Source organism: Streptomyces javensis (genome assembly GCF_039525925.1).
GTDB classification, from domain to species: domain Bacteria; phylum Actinomycetota; class Actinomycetes; order Streptomycetales; family Streptomycetaceae; genus Streptomyces; species Streptomyces asiaticus.
This window is the reverse complement of the sequence record NZ_BAAAIF010000005.1, coordinates 222,363-243,935: the sequence shown is the minus strand read 5'-3', so window position 1 is coordinate 243,935 and position 21,573 is coordinate 222,363. Positions and strand designations below refer to the sequence as shown.

The window sequence follows — 21,573 nt, the reverse complement described above, 5'->3', positions numbered from 1 at the left end:
CCCGAGTCCCCGGCCGCTGGGGTCACCCGGCGACCGGGGAGATGGAGAACCTCACGGGCAGGCGATAGCCGGGCCGGTTCCCGGTCGCCCTCCGCGTCACGCCCGCAGGTAGGCGAGGACCGCCAGCACCCTGCGATGTGTCTCCTCCGCCGGAGGAAGGTCCAGCTTGGTGAGGATGCTGCCCATGTGCTTGCCCACGGCCGCCTCGGACACCACCAGCGCACGGGCGATGGCACCGTTCGACTTGCCCTCCGCGATCAGCCCCAGCACCTCCCGCTCCCGGGCGGTGAGCCGCTCCAGCGGATCGCGGCGTCGGCGCAGCAGCTGCCGCACCACCTCGGGGTCGACGACGGTGCCGCCGTCCGCGACCTCGCACAGGGCGGCCACGAAGTCCGCCACCTGCCCGACCCGGTCCTTCAGCAGGTAGCCGACGCCCGTTCCGTCACCGGAGTCCAGCAGTTCCGAGACGTAGGTCCGCTGTACGTACTGGCTGAGGACCAGGACGGGCAGCGTGGGCCGCTGCTCGCGCAGCCGCACCGCCGCGTGCAACCCCTCGTCCTGGAACCCCGGAGGCATTCGCACATCCGTCAGGACGATGTCGGGGGCGTGCTCCTCGACCGCGGCGAGCAGTGCGGGAGCGTCGCCGACGGCCGCGACGACCTCGTGGCCGCAGCGGTCGAGCAGGCCGATGAGCCCCTCCCGCAGCAGCACACTGTCCTCGGCCAGCACTACGCGGAGCGGTCGGTCCGTACGCAAGGAATCTCCACACGCAACAGGGTCGGTCCGCCCGGCGGGCTGGACAGGGAGATTCTGCCATCCAGCGCCGAGACCCGGTCCGCCAGTCCGGTCAGGCCGGTTCCGGCGCCGGCGTCCGCACCGCCCCGGCCGTTGTCGCGCACCTGGAGGAACAGCCGTCCGTCCCGGTGTCCTCCACTCACCTCCGCGCGGCTCGCCGCGCTGTGCCGGGCGACGTTGGTGAGGGCCTCGCGGACGACGAAGTACGCGGCGGCCTCGACCGCCTGGGGCAGCCGTCCGGACAGGGCGAGATCCACCTCCACGGGGATCGCGGACCGGTCCGCGGCGTCGGCGACGGCCGCGGGGAGGCCGTGGTCCGAAAGCACCTTGGGGTGGATGCCGCGGATGAGTTCGCGCAGCTCCGCGAGTACCCGGTCCGCCTCCTCCTGGGCCTTCGCGAGCTGATCGGCGACCGGCCCTGGAGGTGCGTCCAGGCGGGCCAGGCCGAGTGTCATCGTCAGTCCCACCAGCCGCTGCTGCGCCCCGTCGTGCAGATCGCGCTCGATGCGCCGCCGTTCCGCCTCGAAGGCGTCCACCAGCCGGAGGCGGGAGCGGCTCAACTCGACGACCCTCGTGTCCAGTTCGGCCTCGCGCGGAGCGATCAGCAGACGCGTCAGTCCGGCCCGGGCGCCCGCCACCACCCCCAGGACATAGGCCCCCAGCAGCAGGAGCACCACACCGAGGACGGCGACACCGAAGGACGCCGGCCAGGTGGTGACCGTCCACTGCTTGAGCACCTTCGCCTCCTGGCCGCCGCCGACCGTGGCCATCAACAGCGGCGTCGCGACCATGGACAGCGGGCAGAGCAGGGCAACGGCGACGACGAGCGCGTCGACCGGCCACAGCAACACCGCGAACAGCAGGGCGTGGCCCAGCTCCCGCCATGTCGCCTGCTCCCGGATGCGCGTGGTCAGCCAGGCCCAGAGGCCATGGGTGGCGGGCGCCCGGTGCGGGTCGACGGCGGGGTCCGCGTCGATCAGGCGCATCCGGTGGCGCTCCACCCAGGCCACCGGGATTCCGGCGAGGGCCGCGAGGACGAGCAGCGGGATCCCCACCAGCACGAGGGCGAGAACGGCTCCGGCCGCCGCCGTGGCCGCGATCAGCACGAGCGCGACGCCACCGGTCACGGCTCCGGTGAGCAGATATCCGGCGGAGCGCCACGGCCATGACGACAGCAGGAAGCCCGGTCCGGACATGGCGTGCCACACGTTCCGCGGATGCATGGACGTCACCGTAGAAGGCCGCGACCCGCCGGTGCCATCGGGCCAGGGAGTCTTCGGGGGTATGCCTGGCCCTACCCCAGGTCTCGCCCCTGCCGTACTGCGGCGCCGGGTCCCCGCGCGGTTTCGTGAGGTCACCGAAAAGGCGACACCGCGGAGTGGGGACAGATGGAGAACGACGTGATCCAGTTGCGTTCCGTCAGCAGACGCTACGGTTCCGGCGATGGCGCGGTGACGGCGCTCGACGACGTCTCGCTGTCGTTTCCCCGGGGATCGTTCACCGCCGTCATGGGCCCCTCGGGCTCCGGCAAGTCGACGCTGTTGCAGTGCGCCGCGGGGCTGGACCGTCCCACATCGGGGTCGGTCACCGTGGCCGGGACCGAGCTGACGAGGCTGAGCGAGACCAGGCTGACCCTGTTGCGCCGCCGACGGGTCGGGTTCGTGTTCCAGGCGTTCAACCTGCTGCCGTCCCTGACCGCGGAGCAGAACGTCACCCTGCCCCTGCGGCTCGCCGGGCATCGCCCCGCCAAGGCCCGGGTGCGTGAGGTGCTCCAGCGGGTCGGGCTCGGCGAGCGGGCGCGGCACCGGCCGGCGGAGCTGTCCGGTGGCCAGCAGCAGCGTGTCGCCCTGGCCCGTGCCCTGATCACCCGGCCCGATGTGCTCTTCGGTGATGAGCCGACCGGAGCCCTCGACTCGCGGACCGGCCGTGAGGTGCTGACGTTGCTGCGTGGCATGGTCGACGGTGAGGGCCAGACGATCGTCATGGTCACGCACGACCCGGTGGCCGCCTCCTGCGCGGACCGTGTGCTCTTCCTCGTCGACGGGCGGGTGAGCGGCGAGTTGGCCGGGGCCGGTGCCGACACCATCGCCGCGCACATGGCCACGTTGGAGGCCGTGCCGTGCTGAGTGTCGCCCTGCGCACCCTGCGCACTCGCTGGGCCACCTTCGCCGGCAGCTTCGTCGCCCTCGCGCTGGGCGTCGCGCTGACCGCGGTGATGGGCCTGGCGCTCGCCTCGTCCCTGGACGCGCCCGGCCGCGGACCCGAGCGGTTCGCCGCCGCGCCGGTCGTGGTCAGGGGAGCCGACACCCTGCGGGTGGACACCTCGGCCGGTGTCCAGGTCCGCAGGCTCGCGCATCCGCGCGCCGTGCCCGCCGGAACCGTCACCAAGCTGCGGCGGCTCGGCACCGTCGTCGTGGACCGCTCCTTCGCCGTACGGGCGCGGGGCGGACCGGGCGAGCTGGTGGGGCACCCCTGGTCCACCGCCGCCTTCGCCCCGTACCGGATGGGCGCGGGACGCCCGCCCCGGGCGGCCGACGAGGTCGTGGTCAGCGGGGACTGGGCGAGGCCGGGGAAACGGGTGCGGACCGACCGCGGCACCGTGCGGGTCGTCGGAACCGTCGCGGGGCGCGGCTTCGAGAACGCCGTCTTCTACACCGACGCGCGCGCCGCCCGGCTGTCGCCGAACAGCGTCCAACTCGTCGTGGACGCCGACCCGGCGGCCGTACGCGAGGCGGTGCGCGGCAGCGGCGGCGACGGTGTCCGGGTCCTCACCGGGCAAGGGCGCCGCCACGCCGACCCCGACCCGGACCGGGACCGCGAGTCCCTCACGGCGATGAACGCGATGTTCGGTACGGCCGGGGGTGTCGCCGCCTTCGTGTCGGTGTTCGTGGTGGCCTCCACCTTCGCGTTCGCGGTCGCCCAGCGGCGCCGGGAGTTCGGGCTGCTGCGCGTGGCGGGGGCGACTCCGGGCCAGATCCGCCGGATGGTCTTCGCCGAAGCGCTCGTGGTGGGCGTGCTCGCCTCGGCCACCGGCTGTCTGCTCGGCGCGTACGGCGCGCCACGGCTGGCCGACCGGGTGGTCGACGGTGGTCTCGCGCCGCGCTGGTTCACCATCGGCGACCACATCTGGCCGTACCACCTGGCGTTCTGGACGGGGCTGTTCGTCGCACTGTGCGGCGCCGCGGCCGCGTCCTGGCGGGCGGGCCGCACCGGCCCCGCCCAGGCACTGCGCGAGGCGTCCGCGGACACCACGACGGGCGGGACGATGACCTGGGGCCGCCGGCTGTCCGGCCTGGCCCTGCTGGTGACCGCCGCCGTGACACTGTGCCTGAGCCTGCTCACGGACCCCGGCGACCTGCTGCACCGGAAGACCTATGTGATCCGGCCCATGCTGCTGATCACCGCGGTCGCGCTGCTCGCGCCGGTGGCGGTGCGTCCGCTGACCCGGCTGATCGCCTGGCTCCCGGCCCGGCTGCCCGGTGCCGGCGGCATGCTGGTGCGGGAGAACGCCGCGGCCGGTGTGCGCCGTACGGCCGCGATCGCGGCACCCGTACTGGTCACGGTCGCCCTCACCGGTTCGCTCCTGGGGGCCACCGCGACGCTGGACCGGGCGCGGGCCACCGAGACCCGTCAGCGGACGGCCGCCGACTTCGTCATCACCCCGGCCGGGGCCGCGGGCTTCGATACGGCGACGCTGCGCAAGCTGCGCGAGGTGCCCGGTGCCGAGGTGTCCGCGACCTCGTCGAGCGCCGTGTACGTCCTGGAGGACGGCGTGTCGCTCCTCGAGTCCGGGGCGCACGCCGCCGACCCGGGCCCGCTCGCCGCCACGTCCCGGTTGCCGATCGAGGCCGGGAAGGCGAGCGATCTCGACGACGACTCGATCATCGTCAACGGTGAGTGGCAACGCCACACCGTGGGCGAGCGGGTGCGGGTGTGGCTCGGCGACGGCACGGAGAGGTCGCTGCGGATCGCGGCGGTGCTGGCCACCGGCACCGGCGACAACGGCGTCTACGTCACCCCGCGCAACGCCCCGGGCGCGACCGTGGACCGGGTCGACATCGCCCTCGCGCGCGGCGCCGACGCGGACGCCGCGGCCGCCGGGCTGCGTGCGGTGGTGCGCCCCACCGGCGGCCACGTGTTCACCAAGGGCCAGTGGGTGAAGGCGAGTCACCCCCCGGCGAACCGCACGACCCGGCTCGGCTTTCTGCTGGTCCTCGGCATCGCCCTCCTCTACACGGGCATCTCGGTGGCCAACACCATGGTGATGGCCACCTCCGACCGCGTCCGCGAACTGGCCGTGCTGCGCCTGGCCGGAGCCACCACCTGGCAGGTGCTGCGGCTGGTGGGCGCCGAGGCGCTGACGGTGGTCGCGGTCGGCGCGGTCCTGGGCCTCCTGGTCACCGGGCTCAACCTGGCCGGCATGTGGAGTGCCCTGGCCCTGTTGTCGGCGCGGACCACGATCGACGTCCCCTGGACGCCCATCGGCGCGGCCGTGGCCGCGTGCGCGGTGCTCGCCGTGGTGTCGTCGGTCGCCCCCGCCGCGTTCGCCCTGCGCCGCCGGGCGGTGACATGGGCGGGCCTGCGGGAGTGACCCCGTCGGCCCCTGTCAGCCCATGTCAGCCCATGTCAGCCCAGGAAGCTCAGCCTCACCTGACGGTCTGGGTTGTCCCGGTTGGTGTCGACCAGGCACACCGACTGCCAGGTGCCCAAGCCCAGGCTGCCGCCGATGACCGGAATGGTGGCGTGCGGGGGTACGAAGGCCGGGAGGACGTGGTCGCGGCCGTGGCCGGGGCTGCCGTGGCGGTGGCGCCAGCGGTCGTCGGCGGGGAGGAGGTCGCGGAGGGCGGCGAGCAGGTCGGTGTCGCTGCCGGCGCCCGTCTCCAGGATGGCGATCCCGGCCGTGGCGTGCGGTACGAAGACGTTGAGCAGGCCGTCGCCGCCGCCCGCCACCTCGCGCAGATACGCCTCGCAGTCGGCGGTGAGGTCGGCGACGGTCTCGGTGGATCCGGTGCTGACGCTGATGGTGTGGGTACGGAATGTGCTCATGGGACCATCCTGATACGCCGTCGCGTAAAACTCCCGCAACAAAGGTCCGAGGGGCAAGACACCGTTGACCGGTTCCGGACGTCCTCGCTAGCTTCGAGGGCATGTCTACGTCAGCCCTGCTCACCACGCGCGGTCATATCGACCTGCTGCGGGTGGCGTCCGCCGCGTGTCCCGGCCTCCGCTGACCTTTCCTCCCCCCTTCTCTCCCTCCTCGCCTCGGTCTCGTTCCGCCGTGCCGTGCTGATCGCCGTGTCCCACGGTGGGTACGCGCCTGTACGGGCGTCGAGGCGTACCCCTTCGTGGAGTCCCCATGTCCCCGGTTCTCGAACCGGTCGTGCCGCTCTCCGCGCGCCGCCGCACCGTGCCGCGATGGCTGCGCCGTACGACCGGACCCCTTCTGCTGCTGGTGCTCTGGCAGGTGTCCAGCGCCACCGGTGTGCTGCCCTCCGACACCCTGGCCTCCCCCGGCACCATCGCCGGTACCGCCTCCGACCTGCTCAAGGACGGCACCCTCCCGCACGCCATGCTGGTGTCCGTACAGCGGGTGCTGATCGGGCTGGCGCTCGGCGGTGTCATCGGCATCTCGCTCGCGCTGGTCTCCGGACTCTCCCGGCTCGGCGAGGACCTCGTCGACGCGAGCGTGCAGATGCTGCGCAGCATCCCCTGGGTCGGCATGATCCCGCTGTTCATCATCTGGATGGGCATCGGCGAGGCCCCGAAGATCGCGCTCATCGCACTGGGCGTCACCTTCCATCTCTATCTGAACGTCTACGCGGGCATCCGCGGCGTGGACGCCCAGCTCATCGAGGCCGGGAACTCGCTCGGGCTCGGCCGCTGGGGGCTGATCCGCCATGTGGTGCTGCCCGGGGCGCTCCCCGGCGCGATGACCGGGCTGCGCTACTCCCTCGCCACCGCCTGGCTGGCGCTGGTCTTCGGCGAAACCATCAACGCCGATGACGGGATCGGCTTTCTGCTCAACCGCGCACGGGAGTTCTTCCAGACCGATGTGATCGTGGTCTGCCTGATCGTCTACGCCGCCCTCGGCCTGCTCGCCGATTTCATCGTCCGCACTCTGGAGAGGCTGCTGCTGCAATGGCGACCGAACTTCACCGGCAAGTGAACTCCCTGGAGAAGGGGTTGGAGAAGGGGGAGGAGAGCGGCGGTACCGCGGTGCGGGTGCGCTCGCTGACCCGCTCGTTCGACGGCCGAGCGGTCATCGACGACCTCGAACTGGACGTACCGGCGGGCGAGTTCGTGGCGCTGCTCGGCCGCAGCGGCTGCGGCAAGTCCACCCTGCTGCGGGTGCTCGCCGGGCTGGACCGGGAGATCGAGGGCGAGGTGCTGGTGCCGCGCCGCAAGGCCGTCGCCTTCCAGGCACCCCGGCTGATGCCCTGGAAGCGGGTGTGGCGCAATGTGCTGCTCGGGCTGGACGGCCGCCCCGGGCGGGCCGTGGCCGAGCGGGCGCTGAAGGAGGTCGGGCTCGGCCATCGCCTCGACGCCTGGCCCAAGACCCTCTCCGGCGGCGAGGCCCAGCGCGCCTCGCTCGCCCGTGCGCTGGTGCGCGAGCCCGATCTGCTGCTGCTGGACGAGCCGTTCGGCGCGCTGGACGCGCTCACCCGGATCACCGCCCAGCAGCTGGTGGCCGAGCTGTGGCAGCGGCGTGGCTGCGCGGTGCTGCTGGTCACGCATGACGTGGAGGAGGCACTGCTGCTCGCCGACCGCGTCCTGGTGATGGACGGGGGCGTCATCGCGCATCAGATCCGGGTGGACCGGGACCGGCCGCGCGACATCGCCGATCCACTCCTCGCCGAGCTGCGCACCGAGCTGCTGGACCGGCTGGGTGTGACGGCGCCCGAACCGGCCGCCGTCCACAAGGTCGCCTGACGGGCGCCCGGTCCAGCGCGAACGGCCGGACCCGGCCCGCACCGCCGAGCGCGTTCCGAAACACCCAAGAACTTCCCGTACCTCCCGAACGGACCCTGCTGACATGAGACGGCGTATCGTCCCCGCCCTGTCCCTCCCCCTCGCCCTGCTGCTGTCCGCCTGCGTCAGCTCGCACGCGCAGAACAACTCCGGCTCCTCCGGCAACACCGACGGCAAGGGCGATGTGACCCTCAACGTGGGTGACCAGAAGGGCAATGACGAGGCGGTGCTGCGCGCCGCCGGGCAGCTCAAGGATCTCCCCTACAAGATCAAGTGGTCGACGTTCACCTCCGGCCCGCCGATCCTGGAGGCCGTGAGCGCCAAGGCCGTGGACATCGGCGGGGTCGGCAACACCCCGCCGGTCTTCGCCGCGGCCGCCAAGTCCCACATCAAGGTCGTGGCCGCCAAGCACGGCACGTCCGACGGGGAGGCGCTCCTGGTCAAGAAGGGGTCGCCGGTGAAGAGGACGGCCGACCTCAAGGGCAAGTCGGTGGCGGTCGCACAGGGCAGCTCGGCCCACTACCAACTGGTCGCCTCGCTCGCCAAGGCCGGGCTCTCGATCAAGGACGTCAAGGTCAGCTTCCTCCAGCCCGCCGACGCCCTGGCCGCCTTCACCCGCGGCAAGGTGGACGCCTGGGCCGTCTGGGACCCGTACACCTCCCAGGCGCTGCGCCAGTCGGACGCGCGGGTCCTCACCACGGGCCAGGGCGTGGTCAACGGCCTCAACTTCCAGGTGGCCAACCCCTCCTCCCTGAAGGACGCGAAGAAGGTCAAGGTCATCAAGGACTATCTCGGGCGGCTGCGCCGGGCCCAGGACTGGGTCTACAGGCACCCCGAGGAGTGGGCCAAGGTGTGGGGCAAGGAGACCGGGCTGCCGTACCAGGTGGCGCTGGACTCGGTGAAGCGGACCAACGGCACCCGGGTGTACGTCGCCGTCGACAAGCCCGCCGTCGCCTCGGAGCAGGAGATCGCGGACACCTTCGCGAAGCTGAAGCTCACCCCGCGCCGCTACACGTTCGCCGACTATGTCGACACCCGTTTCAACGGCGGTCTGCCGCCCTCCACCTCCGCACCGCGCACCTACGGAAAGGGATCCTGAAGACGCCCCTTTTCGGGAGCGCCGCATCGGGTAAGCGCGTGGAAACCGCCAGCCGCGCGATACATACCCGATGAAACGAGGTGAGCGTCATGCACACCGCCACGGCCCAGCGGACGGCCGCCTCGCCGTCCGCGGTGCGGGAGACCCTGGAATGCCGCCCCGAAGCGGCCGCGCACGCACGACATCTCACCAGCACCTTTCTGGAAGGACTGCGTCCGGCGCCCGATCAGGGCGCCGCCGACGCGGTGATGCTGGTCGTCTCGGAGCTGGTCACCAATGCCGTACGGCACTCGGGCGGCCGGTTCTGCTCACTGCGCGTGTCGGCCGACCCTGACGCCATCACCATCGCCGTCGGCGATGCCAGCCGGGTACCGCCGCACCGGCGCGCTCCGGATGTCCGCGGCGAGACCGGCGGTTTCGGCTGGCCGATGATCAGCGGCATGGCCACGGCCACGACCGTCAGCGAGGAGCCGGGGGGCAAGACCGTGACCGCGGTCATCGCCCGAAGAGGACGGGGGTCGGGACGTGCCACCGCACCGACACCGAATCGACCCTCTCCGTGCGCTCGCACTACGCCAACGCCACCTGCCCTGTCCTAGCCCGTCCCCGCCCGCGCGCCATCCACCGCCGCGGCGATCCCGTCGAGGACGCGCTCGAGCCCGAAGACGAAGTCATGGTCGGTCGCCGGATCGTCGTAGGCCCCCTCGGGCGCCGACTCGAACAGGCCCGACGAGAACAACAGCGCCACCTGCGGAAATCGGTCCGGGGTGATGAGCCGCGCCAGGGTCCTGCCGTAGGCCCGCTCGGTCTCCTCCTGGCTCAGTCCCGTTTCGCTCCTGCCCTGCGCGTGTTCCTGGGACAGCAGGGAGGCGTGGCGCACATAGCCGCTGAGCAGGGTCAGACTGCCGACCTTCGCGGCCCAGTCCAGCTCCGTGCCGCTCAGCGCGCTCAGGCCCGCCTCCATCCAGGCGATCTCATGAGGCCCCATCGGCGGCCCCGCGATGGGCAGGCGGGGGAGCCACGGCCGGTCGTGGTGGACCAGCCGCTGGGCGACGGTCCACTGCCGTAGCCCCGCACGCCACCGGTCCGGCGCGGTCTCGACCTCGGGCGGAGAGCCGAGCGCCAGGTCCCGCATGAGGACCAGGAGCTCGTCCTTGGATCCCACATGGCGGTAGAGGGACATCGGGGAGACGCCCAGCTCCTTCGCGATCTTCGGCAGCGTCGCGCCCGTCAGTCCGTCGCGGTCCGCCAGTTCCACTCCCGTCCGTACCACGCGCTCGGTGTCGAGCGCGGCGGGCCGGCCCAGGCCCGAGGCCGAGACCGGGAGCCTCCACAGGCGGGCCAGCTCGGCGGGCGCCTCCTCCTGCTCGGCCGACATGGCGCTTCTCCTTCTCGTACCTCGGTTGCTCACCAGGTACATCATGGCCTACCGCTACTTAGTATCTGTCATATAGATTATGCCTTATACTAAGCCTGGGCGTCGAGGGCTCGCCCATGCCCCTTGCCCGCTGGGCCCTCATGTCAGGACGGAGAGAGATCCAGGTGACAGCCATAACGCAGGCCCACGCCCCGGGCCCCGCACGGGGCCCCGTCCGCCGGACCGAACGGGCCCTGGCCCCCGATCTGGCGCGGGGCTCCATGCTGCTGTTCATCGCGCTCGCGAACGCCGCGGTGGCCGCCTTCGGCAACCAGCCGGGCGCCGAGGCGTCGCCACACGGCTGGGAGCGCCCGTTCAACCTCTTCATGTTCGTCTTCGTGCACGCCCGGGCCTATCCGATGTTCGCCGTGATGTTCGGCTACGGGCTGGTGCAGCTCACCCGCAGACAGGACGCGGAGGGGTCCGGGCCCGGTGCGGCCCGCTCCGTGCTGCTGAAGCGCAACGCGTGGCTCATCGCGTTCGGCCTCGTCCATGCCGCGCTGCTCAACTTCGGTGATTTCCTGGGGGCCTACGGCATCGTCGGCATCGTCTTCACCCTGCTGCTCCTGCGCCGCGGCGAACGTGTGCAGCGCGTCGTGCTGTGGCTCTGGGGGTGCACGGTGGTGTACGCCGCCGCCCTGGCGGCCGTGGCCGTGTACCGGGCCACCCACAGCGGGCCGGGATCCGCCGCCGTACCGACGGACGACGTCGCTTCACTCTCGGCCCCCGACTACCTGACCTCCGTGACCGACCGGCTCGGCGAGTGGCCGATCCACACGCTGACCGTCCTGCCGTTCATCGTGATCGTCTGGCTGGGCGCGTGGGCCGCGCGCCGTGGCGTCCTGGAGGACCCGGCCCGCCATCGGCGGCTGCTGGTCCGCACCGCGTCGGTCGCACTCGGGATCGCCTTCGCGGGCGGGGTGCCGATCGGCCTGGTCAGCGGCGGTTTCGTGCATGTCGACGACGCCACCGCGGACGCGTTCCTGAGCCTGTACGAAGTGAGCGGCCAGTTCGGCGGCCCGGGATATGTGGCGCTCTTCGGGCTCCTCGCCCTGCGCCTGTCGAAGTCCCGCGCCGCCTCGGGAGGGAAGCTTCCCGTGGAGGCGCTGGCGGCCCTGGGCCAGCGGTCGCTGAGCGGCTATCTGTTCCAGTCCCTCGCGTGGGTCGTGCTGCTCTCCCCGTTCGCCCTCGCGCTCGGAGAGCGGAGCGGCAGCCCGACGCTCGCCGCGTTTCTGAGCGCCGTCCTGATCTGGCTCGCCACGGTGGCCGGGGCCTGTCTCCTCCAGCGCCGGTCGCTTCCGGGGCCCGCCGAAAAGCTGCTGCGGAGGCTTACGTACGGCCCCCGATAGCCGGGCGCCATGCGCACCGCGGACGCGGCGACACCGAAGGCCGGCCGCCCCAGGGGCGACCGGCCTTCGGCGTTCAACCGGGTTCGTTCAACCGCCCGCGTTCAGCCGCCGATGTTCACATCGATGCAGGCGTAGAAGGCGTTGGCGGTGTCCGCGATGTTCCAGACCGCGAGAACCTTCTGCTTGCCCTTCAGGCTGCCGAAGTCCACCTGATGGGTGACGGTCTCGCCCGGCTGCGCCCCGCCGTCGTTGATCTCCGCGATCTTCTGGCCGCCGACGAAGTACTGCCAGGTGTTGGTCGCGTGACGCGCGGTCAGTTTCCAGGTGAAGTCGGCCTTGGACGGGATGGGCGTGACCGTCCAGCCCTTGCCGTCGTCGTCGAGTTCGGAGAACTTCGCGTTGCCACCGCTGCAACTCGTCAGCCCCTTGGGGCCCTCGACGCTCTGCGGCTCGTACTTGATGTCGCCGCAGGGCACGGTCCCGGCCGCACACTGGGCCTGGCGGCTCGGCGGGGTGGAGATGTAGCCGTGCGCGCTCGCCTCGCTCGCGGGGAGGCTCAGAGCGATCATGGGGGCTATCCCCGCGCCGACGACAACCGCCAACTTCCGTTTCATGTTCATGCCAACTCCTTCACGGCGAGGCCCCACGCCAGACGGGAAGTCCTTGCCGAAGGTGAGGATGTGGGGGGATGTGGGGGGTGGCTGCACGGAACGCTTCATGGGCCGCGAGGGGCGGCCGTGAATCAGCGCCGCGCTAGGTCTAGACCATACCCGCTGTCCGTTCACGGTCAAGACATGGGACGGAAGTGGTCTGGTCCACTGTCATCCCCTCACACGTCACCGCCCCGGGCCGGGAACCCGGTCCGGGAATCCGGCCCGGGGCGCTTGTCAGGAGGAGAGGGCCGTCAGCCGTCGCCGGTCGTGGGGAGAGGAACGGCGGTCCAGCCGCTCCGCCAGGCGATCCCGGGCCGCCTCGCACCGGCCCGCGGACACCAGCGCGTACAGCAGGGCCTCCTCCACGATCTCGCGCTGCGCGGCGCTGCCGCCCACGCCGGGGAGCCGTGGCAGGAGTCGCTCCAATCCGCGCGCCGCGTCGGCCCAGCGCTCCTCCAGGATGTCCTCGAACGCCGCGCACAGCGGGGCGATGACGCTTCGCTGCACCTCATCGGCGCGCAGGGCGTGGACGCGCAGCCGCCGCAGCCCCGGGAGGTCGTCCGCGGCGGTGAGGGCGATGGCGGAGTGCAGCGCGACGAACGCGGTGGCCGGACGCTCCAGGACGTCCGCGGGCGCCGTGTCCAGGACGTCGCCGATCGGGAACGGGCCCTGCCACGCGCCCGCCAGCCGGGCGCGCCACAGCAGGGAGCCGGAGTCGACCAGGGCGCGGACCCCGTACACCTTCCCGGGCGACAGTTGCTCCGCCCACCGGCGGCGCACCGCCGCCGTGTCCTCGAGTGCGAGGTCGTGCAGGGCGGCGTGCCAGGAGAAGTGGGCGCGGTGCGTTCCGCCCCGGCCCTGGTGGGCCAGCCATCGTTCGAGCCGCACACGGCCCGTCCGATGGTCACCGGACTCGTAGTGCGCATGGGCGAGGGCGTGCATGGCGTGGCCGGAGGCGGGTTCGGCGGCCAGGGCCCGCTCGGCCAGGACTCCGGCCTCGTCATAACGCCCCTGCTCCTGACGCATGAAGGCGAGCAGGGAGGTGTGGAACCAGCCTTCCCCGTGTGCCGGGGCGGTGCGCTCGACCACGCGGAGCGCGGTGGTGCCGTCGAGATCGCGCAGACCGGAGAAGGCGATGGTGGGCACGGCGACGGCGAGCGCCAGCGCGTCACCCGGGTAGTCCGCCAAGTGGCGCAGGAGGGCGGCGTCGCCGTCCGCGGGCGGGTGCAGGACACGTCGGGAGACGACGTCCACGAAGGAGCGTTCGTGGGCGTCGGCGCGCTCGCGCACCGCGCGCCGGGCGTCGGCCAGGGCGCGCGGGACATCCACGTCGGCCCCGCACTCATGGCCGATGAGCGCGAGCGCGGCGTGGCCGAGGGCGAATCCGGGGTCGAGCGCCACGGAGCGGCGGAGCGCCTGCGCGGCCCCGGTACGGACCTTCAGCAGCCGGTCCACACCGAGGCGGTAGGCGGTGGCGGCGGCCGCGTGGGTGCTGAGGGGGAGGCCCGAGGTGTCCGTGGGCCGGCGTGTCCGGCGCCGGGCCGTGCCGCCGCCGGTGGCGGGCGGCGCGGGGGCCGTCCAGGGGCCGAGGACGGCCTCGGCGATGGTGGCGGCCTGTGCCCGGATCTCCGGGATGGCGGTGGTCTCCCACAACTCGCCGCGGCGGGGCGCGCCGAGGGTCCACAGGGGACGTGTGGTGCCGCCGTCCGCGCCGCGCAGCCGCCCGTGATCGGTGGCGACGCCCATGCTGAGCGGGCCGGGCAGCGCGGCGCCCTGGTCGAGCAGGCTGCGCCACAGCGGGTCGGCCGTGTCGGAGAGCCGCAGGCCCGGCCCCGTACAGTCCACCACCCAGCCCACCGGCAGCGTGCGCGGGCCGTCGCCCGTGGTGAGGGACACGGTCAGGGATCCGTCGGGCCGGGCCGACGCGGAGGCGAGCCGCCCCTGGTACGTCCGCATCCGCCGGGCGCGGCGCATGCGCCCGACCGCCTCGGCGGTGGCCGGGGGCATGCGGTGGCGGTGGGTGTTCCACAACGAGCCGTCCTGCTCCACGAACTCGGCCCGTTCCGCCGTGGACATCGACGCCCAGATCTCGGCCGTGACCGGGCGCAGTCCGTCCACCGCGGGCCGCCAGTCGCCGTGGGTGCGCATGACACGGCCGATGTGCTGACGTACCGCGGCCCGCAGCGCCGCCAGGGAGAGACCGCGCAGCGGCGTCGCGCACGCGGCGGCGGGCAGCGGGTCCACCGCATGCGCCTGCGGCAGCCTTCCGCCACGGGACACGCCGTGCACCGTGCGGCCGGGGCGGTCGAGCGTCATGGCGATGTCCACCGAGGTCAGCCCGGTGCCGACGAGGAGCACATCCTCCTTCTGCCCGTCCTGGAGGGCGGCGTCCAGGGCGCCCGGCGCCCAGGGGTCGGTGATGAAGCGGTCACTGCCGCGCAGCTCCTCGGGGGCCCAGGCGGAGGAGGCGCGGGACGGCCCGGTGGCCAGCACCACGCGGTGCGCCTCGACGGTACGGCCGTCGGCGAGCTCCAGCCGGGCCCGCGGGTCCCCGCCGGGGAGAGTGGTCCAGTGGCAGCCGGTGGCCCGGGTGCGCAGCCGGCGGACGGTGACCACACCCTGCGCCGCCATGATGGCCCGGCCGAGGGTGTCGGCGAGGTAGGCGCCGTAGCGGTAGCGCTCCGCGAAGTCGCCGCTCCGCACGCCCGGTTCGCCGTGGTGGCAGAGCCATCGCACGAAGTGTCCGGGATCGTCGGGGTAACAGCTCATCCTGCCCGCCACCACGTTGAGGCGGTGGCGCCGGTCGAGGGTGGAGTAGGCGACACCACGGCCGGCCTCCGGGGCCGGGTCGATCAGCAGGAGTTCGAACGGGACACGGCGGCGTGCCGCGGTCTCGCAGAGCTGGATCGCCACCAGCGCGCCCGCGGCCCCCGCCCCCACGACGGCGACGGTCCTCGTACACGGCCCTGACGTGCTACACGGCTCTGGCGACGCCATGCGATACCTCCTGCTTCCCCGGAACCGGCGGCGGAGCGGGAAAGGATCGATGCCCCGCTCACGCAACCGGTACCGTAGCCATCTAAGTTCACCAATTCAATGAACTTGGTGAACTCATGGCGGAACAACGCGGCGACCTCGACCGCCACCAGGGTGGATGCCCAAGCCGGTGGTATGGGGCCCGACCCCATGAAACGGACGTGCGTGATAACTTGCCCTGGTGCGGATCACAGCCAAGTCGGACTATGCCGTCCGGGCGATGGCCGAACTGGCGGCCGCGGAGGGCTCACCCCTGACCGCCGAACAGGTGGCGACCCGGCAGGACATCCCCCTGCGTTTCCTCTTCGGCATCCTGCGCGAGCTGCGCCTGGCCCATCTGGTGCGCAGTGTGCGGGGCCCGGAAGGCGGATATCTGCTGGCGCGCCCGGCGAAGGAGATCACCCTCGCCGACGCGATCCGCGCCATCGACGGCCCGCTGGCCAATGTGCGGGACGTGGGCCTCAGCGGTCTGGAGTACCCGGGGGCGGCGGCGGTGCTGCCGGATGTGTGGCGCGCGGTGCGGGCGAGTCTGCGGCAGGTGCTGGAGAAGACCACCTTCGCGGATCTGGCCGCCGGGGAACTGCCCCCGCTGGTCCAGGAGCGGGCGCGCGAATACCTCGACGACGTACGCCACTACGACACCTGACGGGCCGGGCCGATGGCGTCGGCGCCCCGCCAATCCCCCGCTTCCGGGCCCCAGTTGGGCGTTCACGGGACGGGGGAGAAATCGGTCGCGGGACGGGGAAGAAATCGGTCGCGGGGCGGGCCGCGCGCTGCTAGCTTGCGGCCGTGGATCTCTTCTCACGCTCGTGGACGGCGTTGCTCACGGCGGTCGCCGAGCTCCCGGACGAGGACTTCGCACGGCCCTCCGGCTGTGCCGGCTGGCTCGTACGGGACCTGGTGTGCCACCTGGTCATCGACGCGCAGGACGTCCTGATCACCCTGGCGACCCCCACCGACGCGGAACCCACGCGCGACGCGGTGTCCTACTGGGAGGTGGCCGACACGCCACCGACCGGCGACGATCCGCTCGACGCGCTGATCGTCCGGCTGGCCGCCGCGTACGAGGACCCGTGGCTGCTGAAGTTCCACCTCGACGACGTGGGCTCCGCCGCCGGACGCGCGGCCGGGCTCGCCGACCCGGCCGTCCGGGTCGGCACCCGCGATGTGGTGCTCACCGCGGGCGACTACCTCTCCGCGTACGTCATGGAGTGGACCCTGCACCATCTCGACCTGATCGCCCACCTCCCGGGCGTGGCGGGCCCTCCCGCCGAAAGCCTCGCCGGGGCGCGAGAGATGCTGGAGAGGATCGCCGGGGCGGCGTTCCCCTCGTCATGGTCCGACCGGGACACGCTGCTGGTCGGCACCGGACGACGGGCCCCGACCGCGGAAGAGCGGGCCGACCTGGGCGATCTGGCCGCGAAGCTCCCGCTCGTCCTCGGCTAGCCCCTGCTCCAGGTAGCGGGTGAGTCCTGGGCGGATAGCTCTTCGGCCAGTTCCATACAGCGCAGGCGGGCTGGGGAGAAGTCGTAGGGCATCTTGCCGATGGCCTCGAGCACGCTCATGGAGTCGGCCTCCCGCCGGCCAGAGCTGCGGTCGGCCCCGTCCTCGCCGTCCTCGGCGGTAGCGGGGTGCAAAGTGTCCCAGGCGTCGCAGAGGGCATCGTCGTCCTTGTCCAGGCCGGACTCCTCGATGACGGCTTGGAGGGCGCATTCGAAGGCGTGCCGCTCGACGGCCACTTGAGCCACCCGTGGATCATCGACGGCGACACTGTCATCGAGTGCCTCCTCGGCGTCATCGATGCGGTCGGAATCCTCCCGCAGAGCGGGATGCGTGGCCAGGGCGACGAAGCGGGTGGCCTGGAGGGCGGCGCCGAGCGGGCCGAAGATGCGCTCAGTGACCAGCAGACTGTCCAAGTCGGCCTGACGGAGGGAGCCCTCGGGCAGGCTCTTGAGGCGTTCGGTGACGAAGTCGGAGAGCAGGCCCATCCGGCTGCCTTCGGTGCGCATCCGCTGCACGGCGGTCCGTTGCCGCCGCAATTCCGCCTCCTGCTCGGCGAGGGTTTCGTCCAACCGCTCCAGGATGTCGGCGATACCGTCTCCGCTGTCCGCACCGGTGGAAGCCATGCCGGTGGTAAAGGCGTCACGGATGTCGTCCAGGGGGATCCCGGCGTCGGCCATCTTGCGAATCCACAGCAGGCGGATCATGTCCTCGTACCCGTAGCGGCGCCGGTCGTCGCCGCCCCGCTCAGGCTCGGGGAGCAGGCCGATCGCGTGGTAATGGCGAATCGCCCGTGGCGTGATGCCGACGAAGGCCGCCGCGTCACCGATCTTGACCTGGCGGGGTGGCATGAAGGACGAACGCATGAGCAGGGACCTTTCCTCAAGGGATCGGGACGTCAGTCCACCGGACCACATGCCGCTACGGAAGGTGCAACCCCATACCCACCGCCACGTCCGCGGTGCCCGCGGTTGCGGACCTGATCGACCGGCTCAGGCCCGGATCAGTGTGGGTCCCGGGCCGCCGGGTTGCCCTGGTGGGTGAAGGCGGCCCAGAAGTGGATGTGGTCGAGGTCGGTGCGGGTGGCCTCGCCGCGGAGTTCGCCGCGGAGGGTGGGCGGGGGCTCGCGGCGCGGGTCGAGCATCCAGAGCTGGGCCGCGCGCAGGGCGTCCACCGGGGCGAGGCCGTGTGTGGTGACGAAGTCGTGGAAGACGGCCATCATCAGGGCCGTCGGGGCGTCGTTCACGGCCCAGCGCGAGCCGATGACATCGGCCGCGCCACGGGCGACCAGGGCGGTGGACAGGGTCAGGGCCTCGTCGTGGTCGCGGGTGCTCAGATCCGTCTCGCAGGCGCTGAGCACCACCAACGGGCCTGCGGCGCGCGGCTGTTCGGTGACGGCGCCGTCCAGGATGCGGGCCACGGTCAGGCGTCCCGCGTCCTCGGGTCCGGTGGGCGGGGCGGCGAGCCAGAGTGCCGAGCGCGTGGGGTCCGGACCGGCCAGGGCATGGCAGCAGATGTGCAGAACGGCCACCGGTGAGCCGCCACCGGGCAGGGCGGCGAGGATGTCCTCGGGTGTCCCCGGCGCGTCGCTGACGTCGGCCGTGGGGAACTCGCCGTAGCGGAGGCCGTCCGGGTAGCAGGCCGTGTGCAGCGCCTCCGCCTCGATCTCGGCCCATACGAGGCTGAGTTCGGGGTCGGCGACCAGGACCTGCCCGGCGGTGGTGGGCAGCCGGTCCCGGGGCGCGGCCCGCAGGAACTCGGCGCCGGAGGGGGCGTAGCTGAGCACCGCTTCCTCACACGCGTACCGGTACTCGCGCCCATTGGTCCCGTACGGGGTGCGGGCCGCGTGCCAGGCGACCGCGCCGAGCGGCCCACAGGGCACCAGCACGATCCTGGGTGGCTGGTGGAGCGGGCCCACGGCGGCCAGGACGGGACCCATCGCGGCGGGCCAGGCCCAGTCGCACAGTTCGCGCAACGCCGCTTCCCACTGCCCGTCCCACTCCGTCTGACGGCCCGGATCCGCCGTGGCGGCGGCCGCCCCGGTACGCCGGGCGGTGACGTCGAGGTAGCGCTCCAGTGGCGGGCTGCCGGGGGTCAGCAACGGCAGTTTCAGGATGGCGTGCCGCGCGTCGCCGGTGCCAGGGCGCAGGATCAGGGCGAAGCCGGGCATGCCGGAGGCGGGCCCGGGGACGAGATAGACCAGCGCGTCGGTGCCGGAGGCGGTGAGACCGGCCCTCAGCGCCGGCACGTCCGGGGTGTCGAGCAGCTTCCCGGCGTCCGCGCCGCTGCCCGCGCCCAGCGCGTCGAGTGCCCTGGCTCGCAGGGTGCCCGGGATCGGTTGCCCGGCGGCCTGGTCCGGCGGCCCGGCCGCGGTGTCGGGCTGGGGCACGTCCGCGGTGACCTCGGCGCGCCACTGCCGGGCCAGGTCCGGGTGTCCCCGGGCTTCGAGGAGTTCGGGAATGCCGCGGGACGCGGCGGCGGCCCGCAACACCAGGGCCCGGCCCAGTTCCAGCGCGTCCACCGCCTTGGCCGGGCGGTCGCACACCGTAGTCCAGTAGGCCAGCCACAGCGCCTGTGCCGACCCGAAGCGGGCCACGGACAGGCCGTGTTCGGAGCCGAGTTGGAGGAGAACGTCGGCGGACAAGCTGACCAGCGCCTCGCTTCTGGTGGCCAGGGCGGCCTCCCGGTCCTCGTCGACGTTCGGACCGCCGCGTTGACGGCGCAGCCAGTGGGCATCGGACAGCTGGGTCAGGGCGTCGGCGGAGTGCGGCAAGCCGTGCCCCCAGGCGATCTTCTCGCGGACCTGGGACAGTTCGGTGATGCACACGTCGAGCAGGTCCGGGTCATCGAGCTGACCGGCCGCGTGCAGCAGGGCCCGGCCGAGCTGATACCGCAGCCGGAGTTCCTCGCGGGGGGTGGGCTGCGGTCCGTCGAGGATCCGGTGGACCTCCGCGATGGCCTCGTCGGCGGCGTCCCGACTGGGCTCGATCGTGATCAGCCGGATCAGCGAGGAGGCGCGCAGGGCAGGGAAGTACGGTCTGAGCATGGGGGCGATCCCCCGGGAGTCGGTCTCCGCGACCTCCCTCAGGTACCGGGCCGCGGCGCGGAGTTCCTCCGGATCCTTGGTGCGGGCGGCCTGTTCCTGATGCACCTCGGCCAGGGTGCTGGCCAGACCGAAGCGGTTCTCCTGGTCGGGCGGCAGGGTGGCGTACAGGCCGGTCAGCTCCTCGACCAGGCGCGGCAGCACGGTGGGATCCCCGCTGCGGCGGGCCAGAGCCAGCTCGTTCTGGGCGGCGAACACCACCAAGGTGAGCTTGTTCGTCAGTGTCAGTGAGCCATCGCCCTCGCAAGCGGAGCGCAATTCCCTGCCCATCGTCCGGGCGGCGTCGGCGGCCCGCAGACTGCCCCCGAGTGTCGCCGCCTCGTGGAGGAGCCCGGCCAGGCCGGTGGCCAGGGTACGACGGGCGGCCGCGGCCCTCTCACCGTCCCCTGGCGAGGCGTCCATCATCTCCCGAATCCGGGCGGCGCTGGTCTCCAGGTGTGCCAGATCCCCGGTCTGGGAGACCCGTACGCCATCGACCAGAGTGGCCAGCTGCTGCTCCAGGCCGAAATACCCCGGTCCGGCGGGACGGTCGTCAGGATCCGGCCCGGGCTCCGACAGGGCCTCGTCCACCTCGTCGAAGTCCATCGTGCCGGGCACCAGGAGGTTGGCCCACACCAGCAGGGCGGCGTGCAGCCTGGCGATGCGGGCCCGTTCAGGCGTGTGCGCCGACAGCTCCCGCAGCGCCCGCCGGGCGACGTCCGCACCGCGATGGACGTCCCGGGCCAGCACCCGGGGGTCGCCCTCGCCCGACCCGAGCCCGGTCAGCAGCTCGCGCAGCGGCGCGAAGGCCGGACGGTCCAGGCCAAGGGCCGCCAATTCCGCGTCGGCCGCCTCGGGGGAGGTCGCGGGGTTGTTCACGACCCTGCACAGCCACACCAGGAGCCCTGTGAACCGCGGTATGTCGTCCGTGGCCCAGCGCAGCACGCCCTGGACGGCGTCGGCCAGCGGGTCCACGGCACGTTCCCCGGTCTCCGGTTCCCCGGTCTCCGGTTCCCCGATCTCCGACGCGAGGAATTCGAGGATCCCGCGCATGTCCGGATCTTCCGGCCCGGCGGTGAGGCGCTTCAGCACCTCCCTGGCCTCCGCCAGGTCCGCCCGCTCGGGGGCGGTCGGCGGACCGGAGGCCCGGAGCGGCGGCTGCCGGCGTGGGCCGTGGCGCCACGCGCGCCAGGCCCGTGCGCAGTGCTCCGGGACGAGCAGCTGGAGCAGCGCGCTCCGGGCCTTCACCGCGAACGGGTCGGTGAGCGGTCTGGTGCGGTCGGCCCAGCGCAGATGGCGCAGGGCATGCTCCCGTTCGAGCCGGGCGTCCTCGGACGTGTCGCCCGCCCCACGGCCGACGAACCGCATGCACACCATGACGCCCAGCAAGGGCACGAAGCGGTCGCGGAGCGGATCGTCCGCGGGCAACAGCCGCTCGATGGCGCTGAGATGCTCGATCGCCCGGGACAGCGCGACGGGCCGCGCCGGGTCGTCCGCCGCGCGACGCAGCACGTCCTGCGCCTGGTGAGCCGCGACGTCGGCCCACACGCGCAGCGCCCGCGCACCGTCCTCGCCGTCGTCGCGGCGCCTCTCCTCGTCCACTCCGCACTCCCCCGATGTCCGGATACGTCCCCTGTCGGCCAGCATCCCACGGAGCGGAGCGGACGGCCCCC

At 72.7% G+C, this 21,573-nt stretch carries 18 protein-coding genes; 10 read left to right on the top strand and 8 right to left on the bottom strand.

Going from position 1 to position 21,573, the window contains the following annotated elements:
• Nucleotides 1-96: 96 nt before the first annotated feature.
• Together ABD329_RS07875 and ABD329_RS07870 are read right to left on the bottom strand one after the other, a co-directional pair.
• A complete protein-coding gene (locus ABD329_RS07875; protein ID WP_198275489.1) occupies nt 97-756 on the bottom strand; it encodes a response regulator transcription factor in 660 nt (219 codons plus the stop codon).
• Entirely contained in the window at nt 729-1,991 is a 1,263-nt protein-coding gene (locus tag ABD329_RS07870; RefSeq protein ID WP_198275513.1) for a sensor histidine kinase, read from the bottom strand. Before ABD329_RS07870 ends, ABD329_RS07875 begins: the two co-directional genes overlap by 28 nt.
• A 192-nt stretch (nt 1,992-2,183) precedes the next feature.
• Between ABD329_RS07870 and ABD329_RS07865 the strand changes: the two genes are divergently transcribed.
• The gene (locus ABD329_RS07865) at nt 2,184-2,921 is read left to right on the top strand and encodes an ABC transporter ATP-binding protein (RefSeq protein ID WP_198275490.1); all 738 of its coding nucleotides are present in this window, start codon (nt 2,184-2,186) and stop codon (nt 2,919-2,921) included.
• Nucleotides 2,915-5,386 (top strand): ABC transporter permease, encoded by a 2,472-nt coding sequence (locus ABD329_RS07860; RefSeq protein WP_198275491.1) that lies wholly within the window; start codon nt 2,915-2,917, stop codon nt 5,384-5,386. Before ABD329_RS07865 ends, ABD329_RS07860 begins: the two co-directional genes overlap by 7 nt.
• 35 nt (nt 5,387-5,421) lie before the next feature.
• Here the strand turns inward: ABD329_RS07860 and ABD329_RS07855 are convergent, their stop codons facing one another.
• A complete protein-coding gene (locus ABD329_RS07855; protein ID WP_198275492.1) occupies nt 5,422-5,841 on the bottom strand; it encodes a YjbQ family protein in 420 nt (139 codons plus the stop codon).
• Nucleotides 5,842-5,942: 101 nt separating this feature from the next.
• Here ABD329_RS07855 and ABD329_RS48175 point away from each other — a divergent pair, with 101 nt between their 5' ends.
• The 5 genes from ABD329_RS48175 to ABD329_RS07835 all read left to right on the top strand — a co-directional run bounded on the left by ABD329_RS48175 (nt 5,943) and on the right by ABD329_RS07835 (nt 9,462).
• Nucleotides 5,943-6,026: a putative leader peptide gene (locus ABD329_RS48175; protein ID WP_350203233.1), complete on the top strand. Its 84-nt coding sequence runs from the start codon at nt 5,943-5,945 to the stop codon at nt 6,024-6,026.
• Nucleotides 6,027-6,151: 125 nt separating this feature from the next.
• A complete protein-coding gene (locus ABD329_RS07850) occupies nt 6,152-6,961 on the top strand; it encodes an ABC transporter permease (RefSeq protein WP_198275493.1) in 810 nt (269 codons plus the stop codon).
• On the top strand, nt 6,934-7,725 hold the full coding sequence (locus ABD329_RS07845; protein WP_198275494.1) for an ABC transporter ATP-binding protein: 792 nt from the start codon (nt 6,934-6,936) through the stop codon (nt 7,723-7,725). The genes ABD329_RS07850 and ABD329_RS07845 overlap by 28 nt, the downstream gene beginning before the upstream one ends.
• A 103-nt stretch (nt 7,726-7,828) precedes the next feature.
• The gene (locus ABD329_RS07840; RefSeq protein ID WP_198275495.1) at nt 7,829-8,863 is read left to right on the top strand and encodes an ABC transporter substrate-binding protein; all 1,035 of its coding nucleotides are present in this window, start codon (nt 7,829-7,831) and stop codon (nt 8,861-8,863) included.
• Nucleotides 8,864-8,952: 89 nt separating this feature from the next.
• Nucleotides 8,953-9,462, top strand: coding sequence for an ATP-binding protein (locus ABD329_RS07835; protein WP_198275496.1), 510 nt, complete (start codon nt 8,953-8,955; stop codon nt 9,460-9,462).
• On the opposite strand, the gene ABD329_RS07830 is transcribed toward ABD329_RS07835, so the two are convergent.
• Nucleotides 9,459-10,241, bottom strand: coding sequence for a TetR/AcrR family transcriptional regulator (locus ABD329_RS07830; RefSeq protein WP_198275497.1), 783 nt, complete (start codon nt 10,239-10,241; stop codon nt 9,459-9,461). The genes ABD329_RS07835 and ABD329_RS07830 overlap by 4 nt on opposite strands.
• A 164-nt stretch (nt 10,242-10,405) precedes the next feature.
• Between ABD329_RS07830 and ABD329_RS07825 the strand changes: the two genes are divergently transcribed.
• Nucleotides 10,406-11,629 (top strand): DUF418 domain-containing protein, encoded by a 1,224-nt coding sequence (locus tag ABD329_RS07825; protein WP_198275498.1) that lies wholly within the window; start codon nt 10,406-10,408, stop codon nt 11,627-11,629.
• Between the two features lie 101 nt (nt 11,630-11,730).
• On the opposite strand, the gene ABD329_RS07820 is transcribed toward ABD329_RS07825, so the two are convergent.
• A complete protein-coding gene (locus ABD329_RS07820; RefSeq protein WP_198275499.1) occupies nt 11,731-12,249 on the bottom strand; it encodes a lytic polysaccharide monooxygenase auxiliary activity family 9 protein in 519 nt (172 codons plus the stop codon).
• A 267-nt stretch (nt 12,250-12,516) separates the two neighbouring features.
• Entirely contained in the window at nt 12,517-15,279 is a 2,763-nt protein-coding gene (locus ABD329_RS07815) for an FAD/NAD(P)-binding protein (RefSeq protein WP_198275500.1), read from the bottom strand.
• Nucleotides 15,280-15,499: 220 nt separating this feature from the next.
• Here ABD329_RS07815 and ABD329_RS07810 point away from each other — a divergent pair, with 220 nt between their 5' ends.
• Complete coding sequence (locus ABD329_RS07810) at nt 15,500-15,964, top strand: RrF2 family transcriptional regulator (protein WP_086883838.1); 465 nt, start codon at nt 15,500-15,502, stop codon at nt 15,962-15,964.
• Between the two features lie 143 nt (nt 15,965-16,107).
• The gene (locus tag ABD329_RS07805; protein ID WP_198275501.1) at nt 16,108-16,764 is read left to right on the top strand and encodes a maleylpyruvate isomerase N-terminal domain-containing protein; all 657 of its coding nucleotides are present in this window, start codon (nt 16,108-16,110) and stop codon (nt 16,762-16,764) included.
• Here the strand turns inward: ABD329_RS07805 and ABD329_RS07800 are convergent.
• Together ABD329_RS07800 and ABD329_RS07795 are read right to left on the bottom strand one after the other, a co-directional pair.
• Complete coding sequence (locus ABD329_RS07800; RefSeq protein WP_198275502.1) at nt 16,761-17,684, bottom strand: MerR family transcriptional regulator; 924 nt, start codon at nt 17,682-17,684, stop codon at nt 16,761-16,763. The two genes, ABD329_RS07805 and ABD329_RS07800, sit on opposite strands and share 4 nt — an antisense overlap.
• 137 nt (nt 17,685-17,821) lie before the next feature.
• Nucleotides 17,822-21,502: a CHAT domain-containing protein gene (locus ABD329_RS07795; protein ID WP_309142620.1), complete on the bottom strand. Its 3,681-nt coding sequence runs from the start codon at nt 21,500-21,502 to the stop codon at nt 17,822-17,824.
• Between the last annotated feature and the right edge of the window lie 71 nt (nt 21,503-21,573).

What these genes read in the sequence shown, in the direction of transcription:
- ABD329_RS07870 (WP_198275513.1), bottom strand. Translation starts at nt 1,991, where the DNA reads ATGTCCGGACCGGGCTTCCTGCTGTCGTCATGGCCGTGGCGCTCCGCC.
- ABD329_RS07865 (WP_198275490.1), top strand. Translation starts at nt 2,184, where the DNA reads ATGGAGAACGACGTGATCCAGTTGCGTTCCGTCAGCAGACGCTACGGT.
- ABD329_RS07855 (WP_198275492.1), bottom strand. Translation starts at nt 5,841, where the DNA reads ATGAGCACATTCCGTACCCACACCATCAGCGTCAGCACCGGATCCACC.
- ABD329_RS48175 (WP_350203233.1), top strand. Translation starts at nt 5,943, where the DNA reads ATGTCTACGTCAGCCCTGCTCACCACGCGCGGTCATATCGACCTGCTG.
- ABD329_RS07850 (WP_198275493.1), top strand. Translation starts at nt 6,152, where the DNA reads ATGTCCCCGGTTCTCGAACCGGTCGTGCCGCTCTCCGCGCGCCGCCGC.
- ABD329_RS07845 (WP_198275494.1), top strand. Translation starts at nt 6,934, where the DNA reads ATGGCGACCGAACTTCACCGGCAAGTGAACTCCCTGGAGAAGGGGTTG.
- ABD329_RS07840 (WP_198275495.1), top strand. Translation starts at nt 7,829, where the DNA reads ATGAGACGGCGTATCGTCCCCGCCCTGTCCCTCCCCCTCGCCCTGCTG.
- ABD329_RS07835 (WP_198275496.1), top strand. Translation starts at nt 8,953, where the DNA reads ATGCACACCGCCACGGCCCAGCGGACGGCCGCCTCGCCGTCCGCGGTG.
- ABD329_RS07830 (WP_198275497.1), bottom strand. Translation starts at nt 10,241, where the DNA reads ATGTCGGCCGAGCAGGAGGAGGCGCCCGCCGAGCTGGCCCGCCTGTGG.
- ABD329_RS07820 (WP_198275499.1), bottom strand. Translation starts at nt 12,249, where the DNA reads ATGAACATGAAACGGAAGTTGGCGGTTGTCGTCGGCGCGGGGATAGCC.
- ABD329_RS07815 (WP_198275500.1), bottom strand. Translation starts at nt 15,279, where the DNA reads ATGGCGTCGCCAGAGCCGTGTAGCACGTCAGGGCCGTGTACGAGGACC.
- ABD329_RS07800 (WP_198275502.1), bottom strand. Translation starts at nt 17,684, where the DNA reads ATGCGTTCGTCCTTCATGCCACCCCGCCAGGTCAAGATCGGTGACGCG.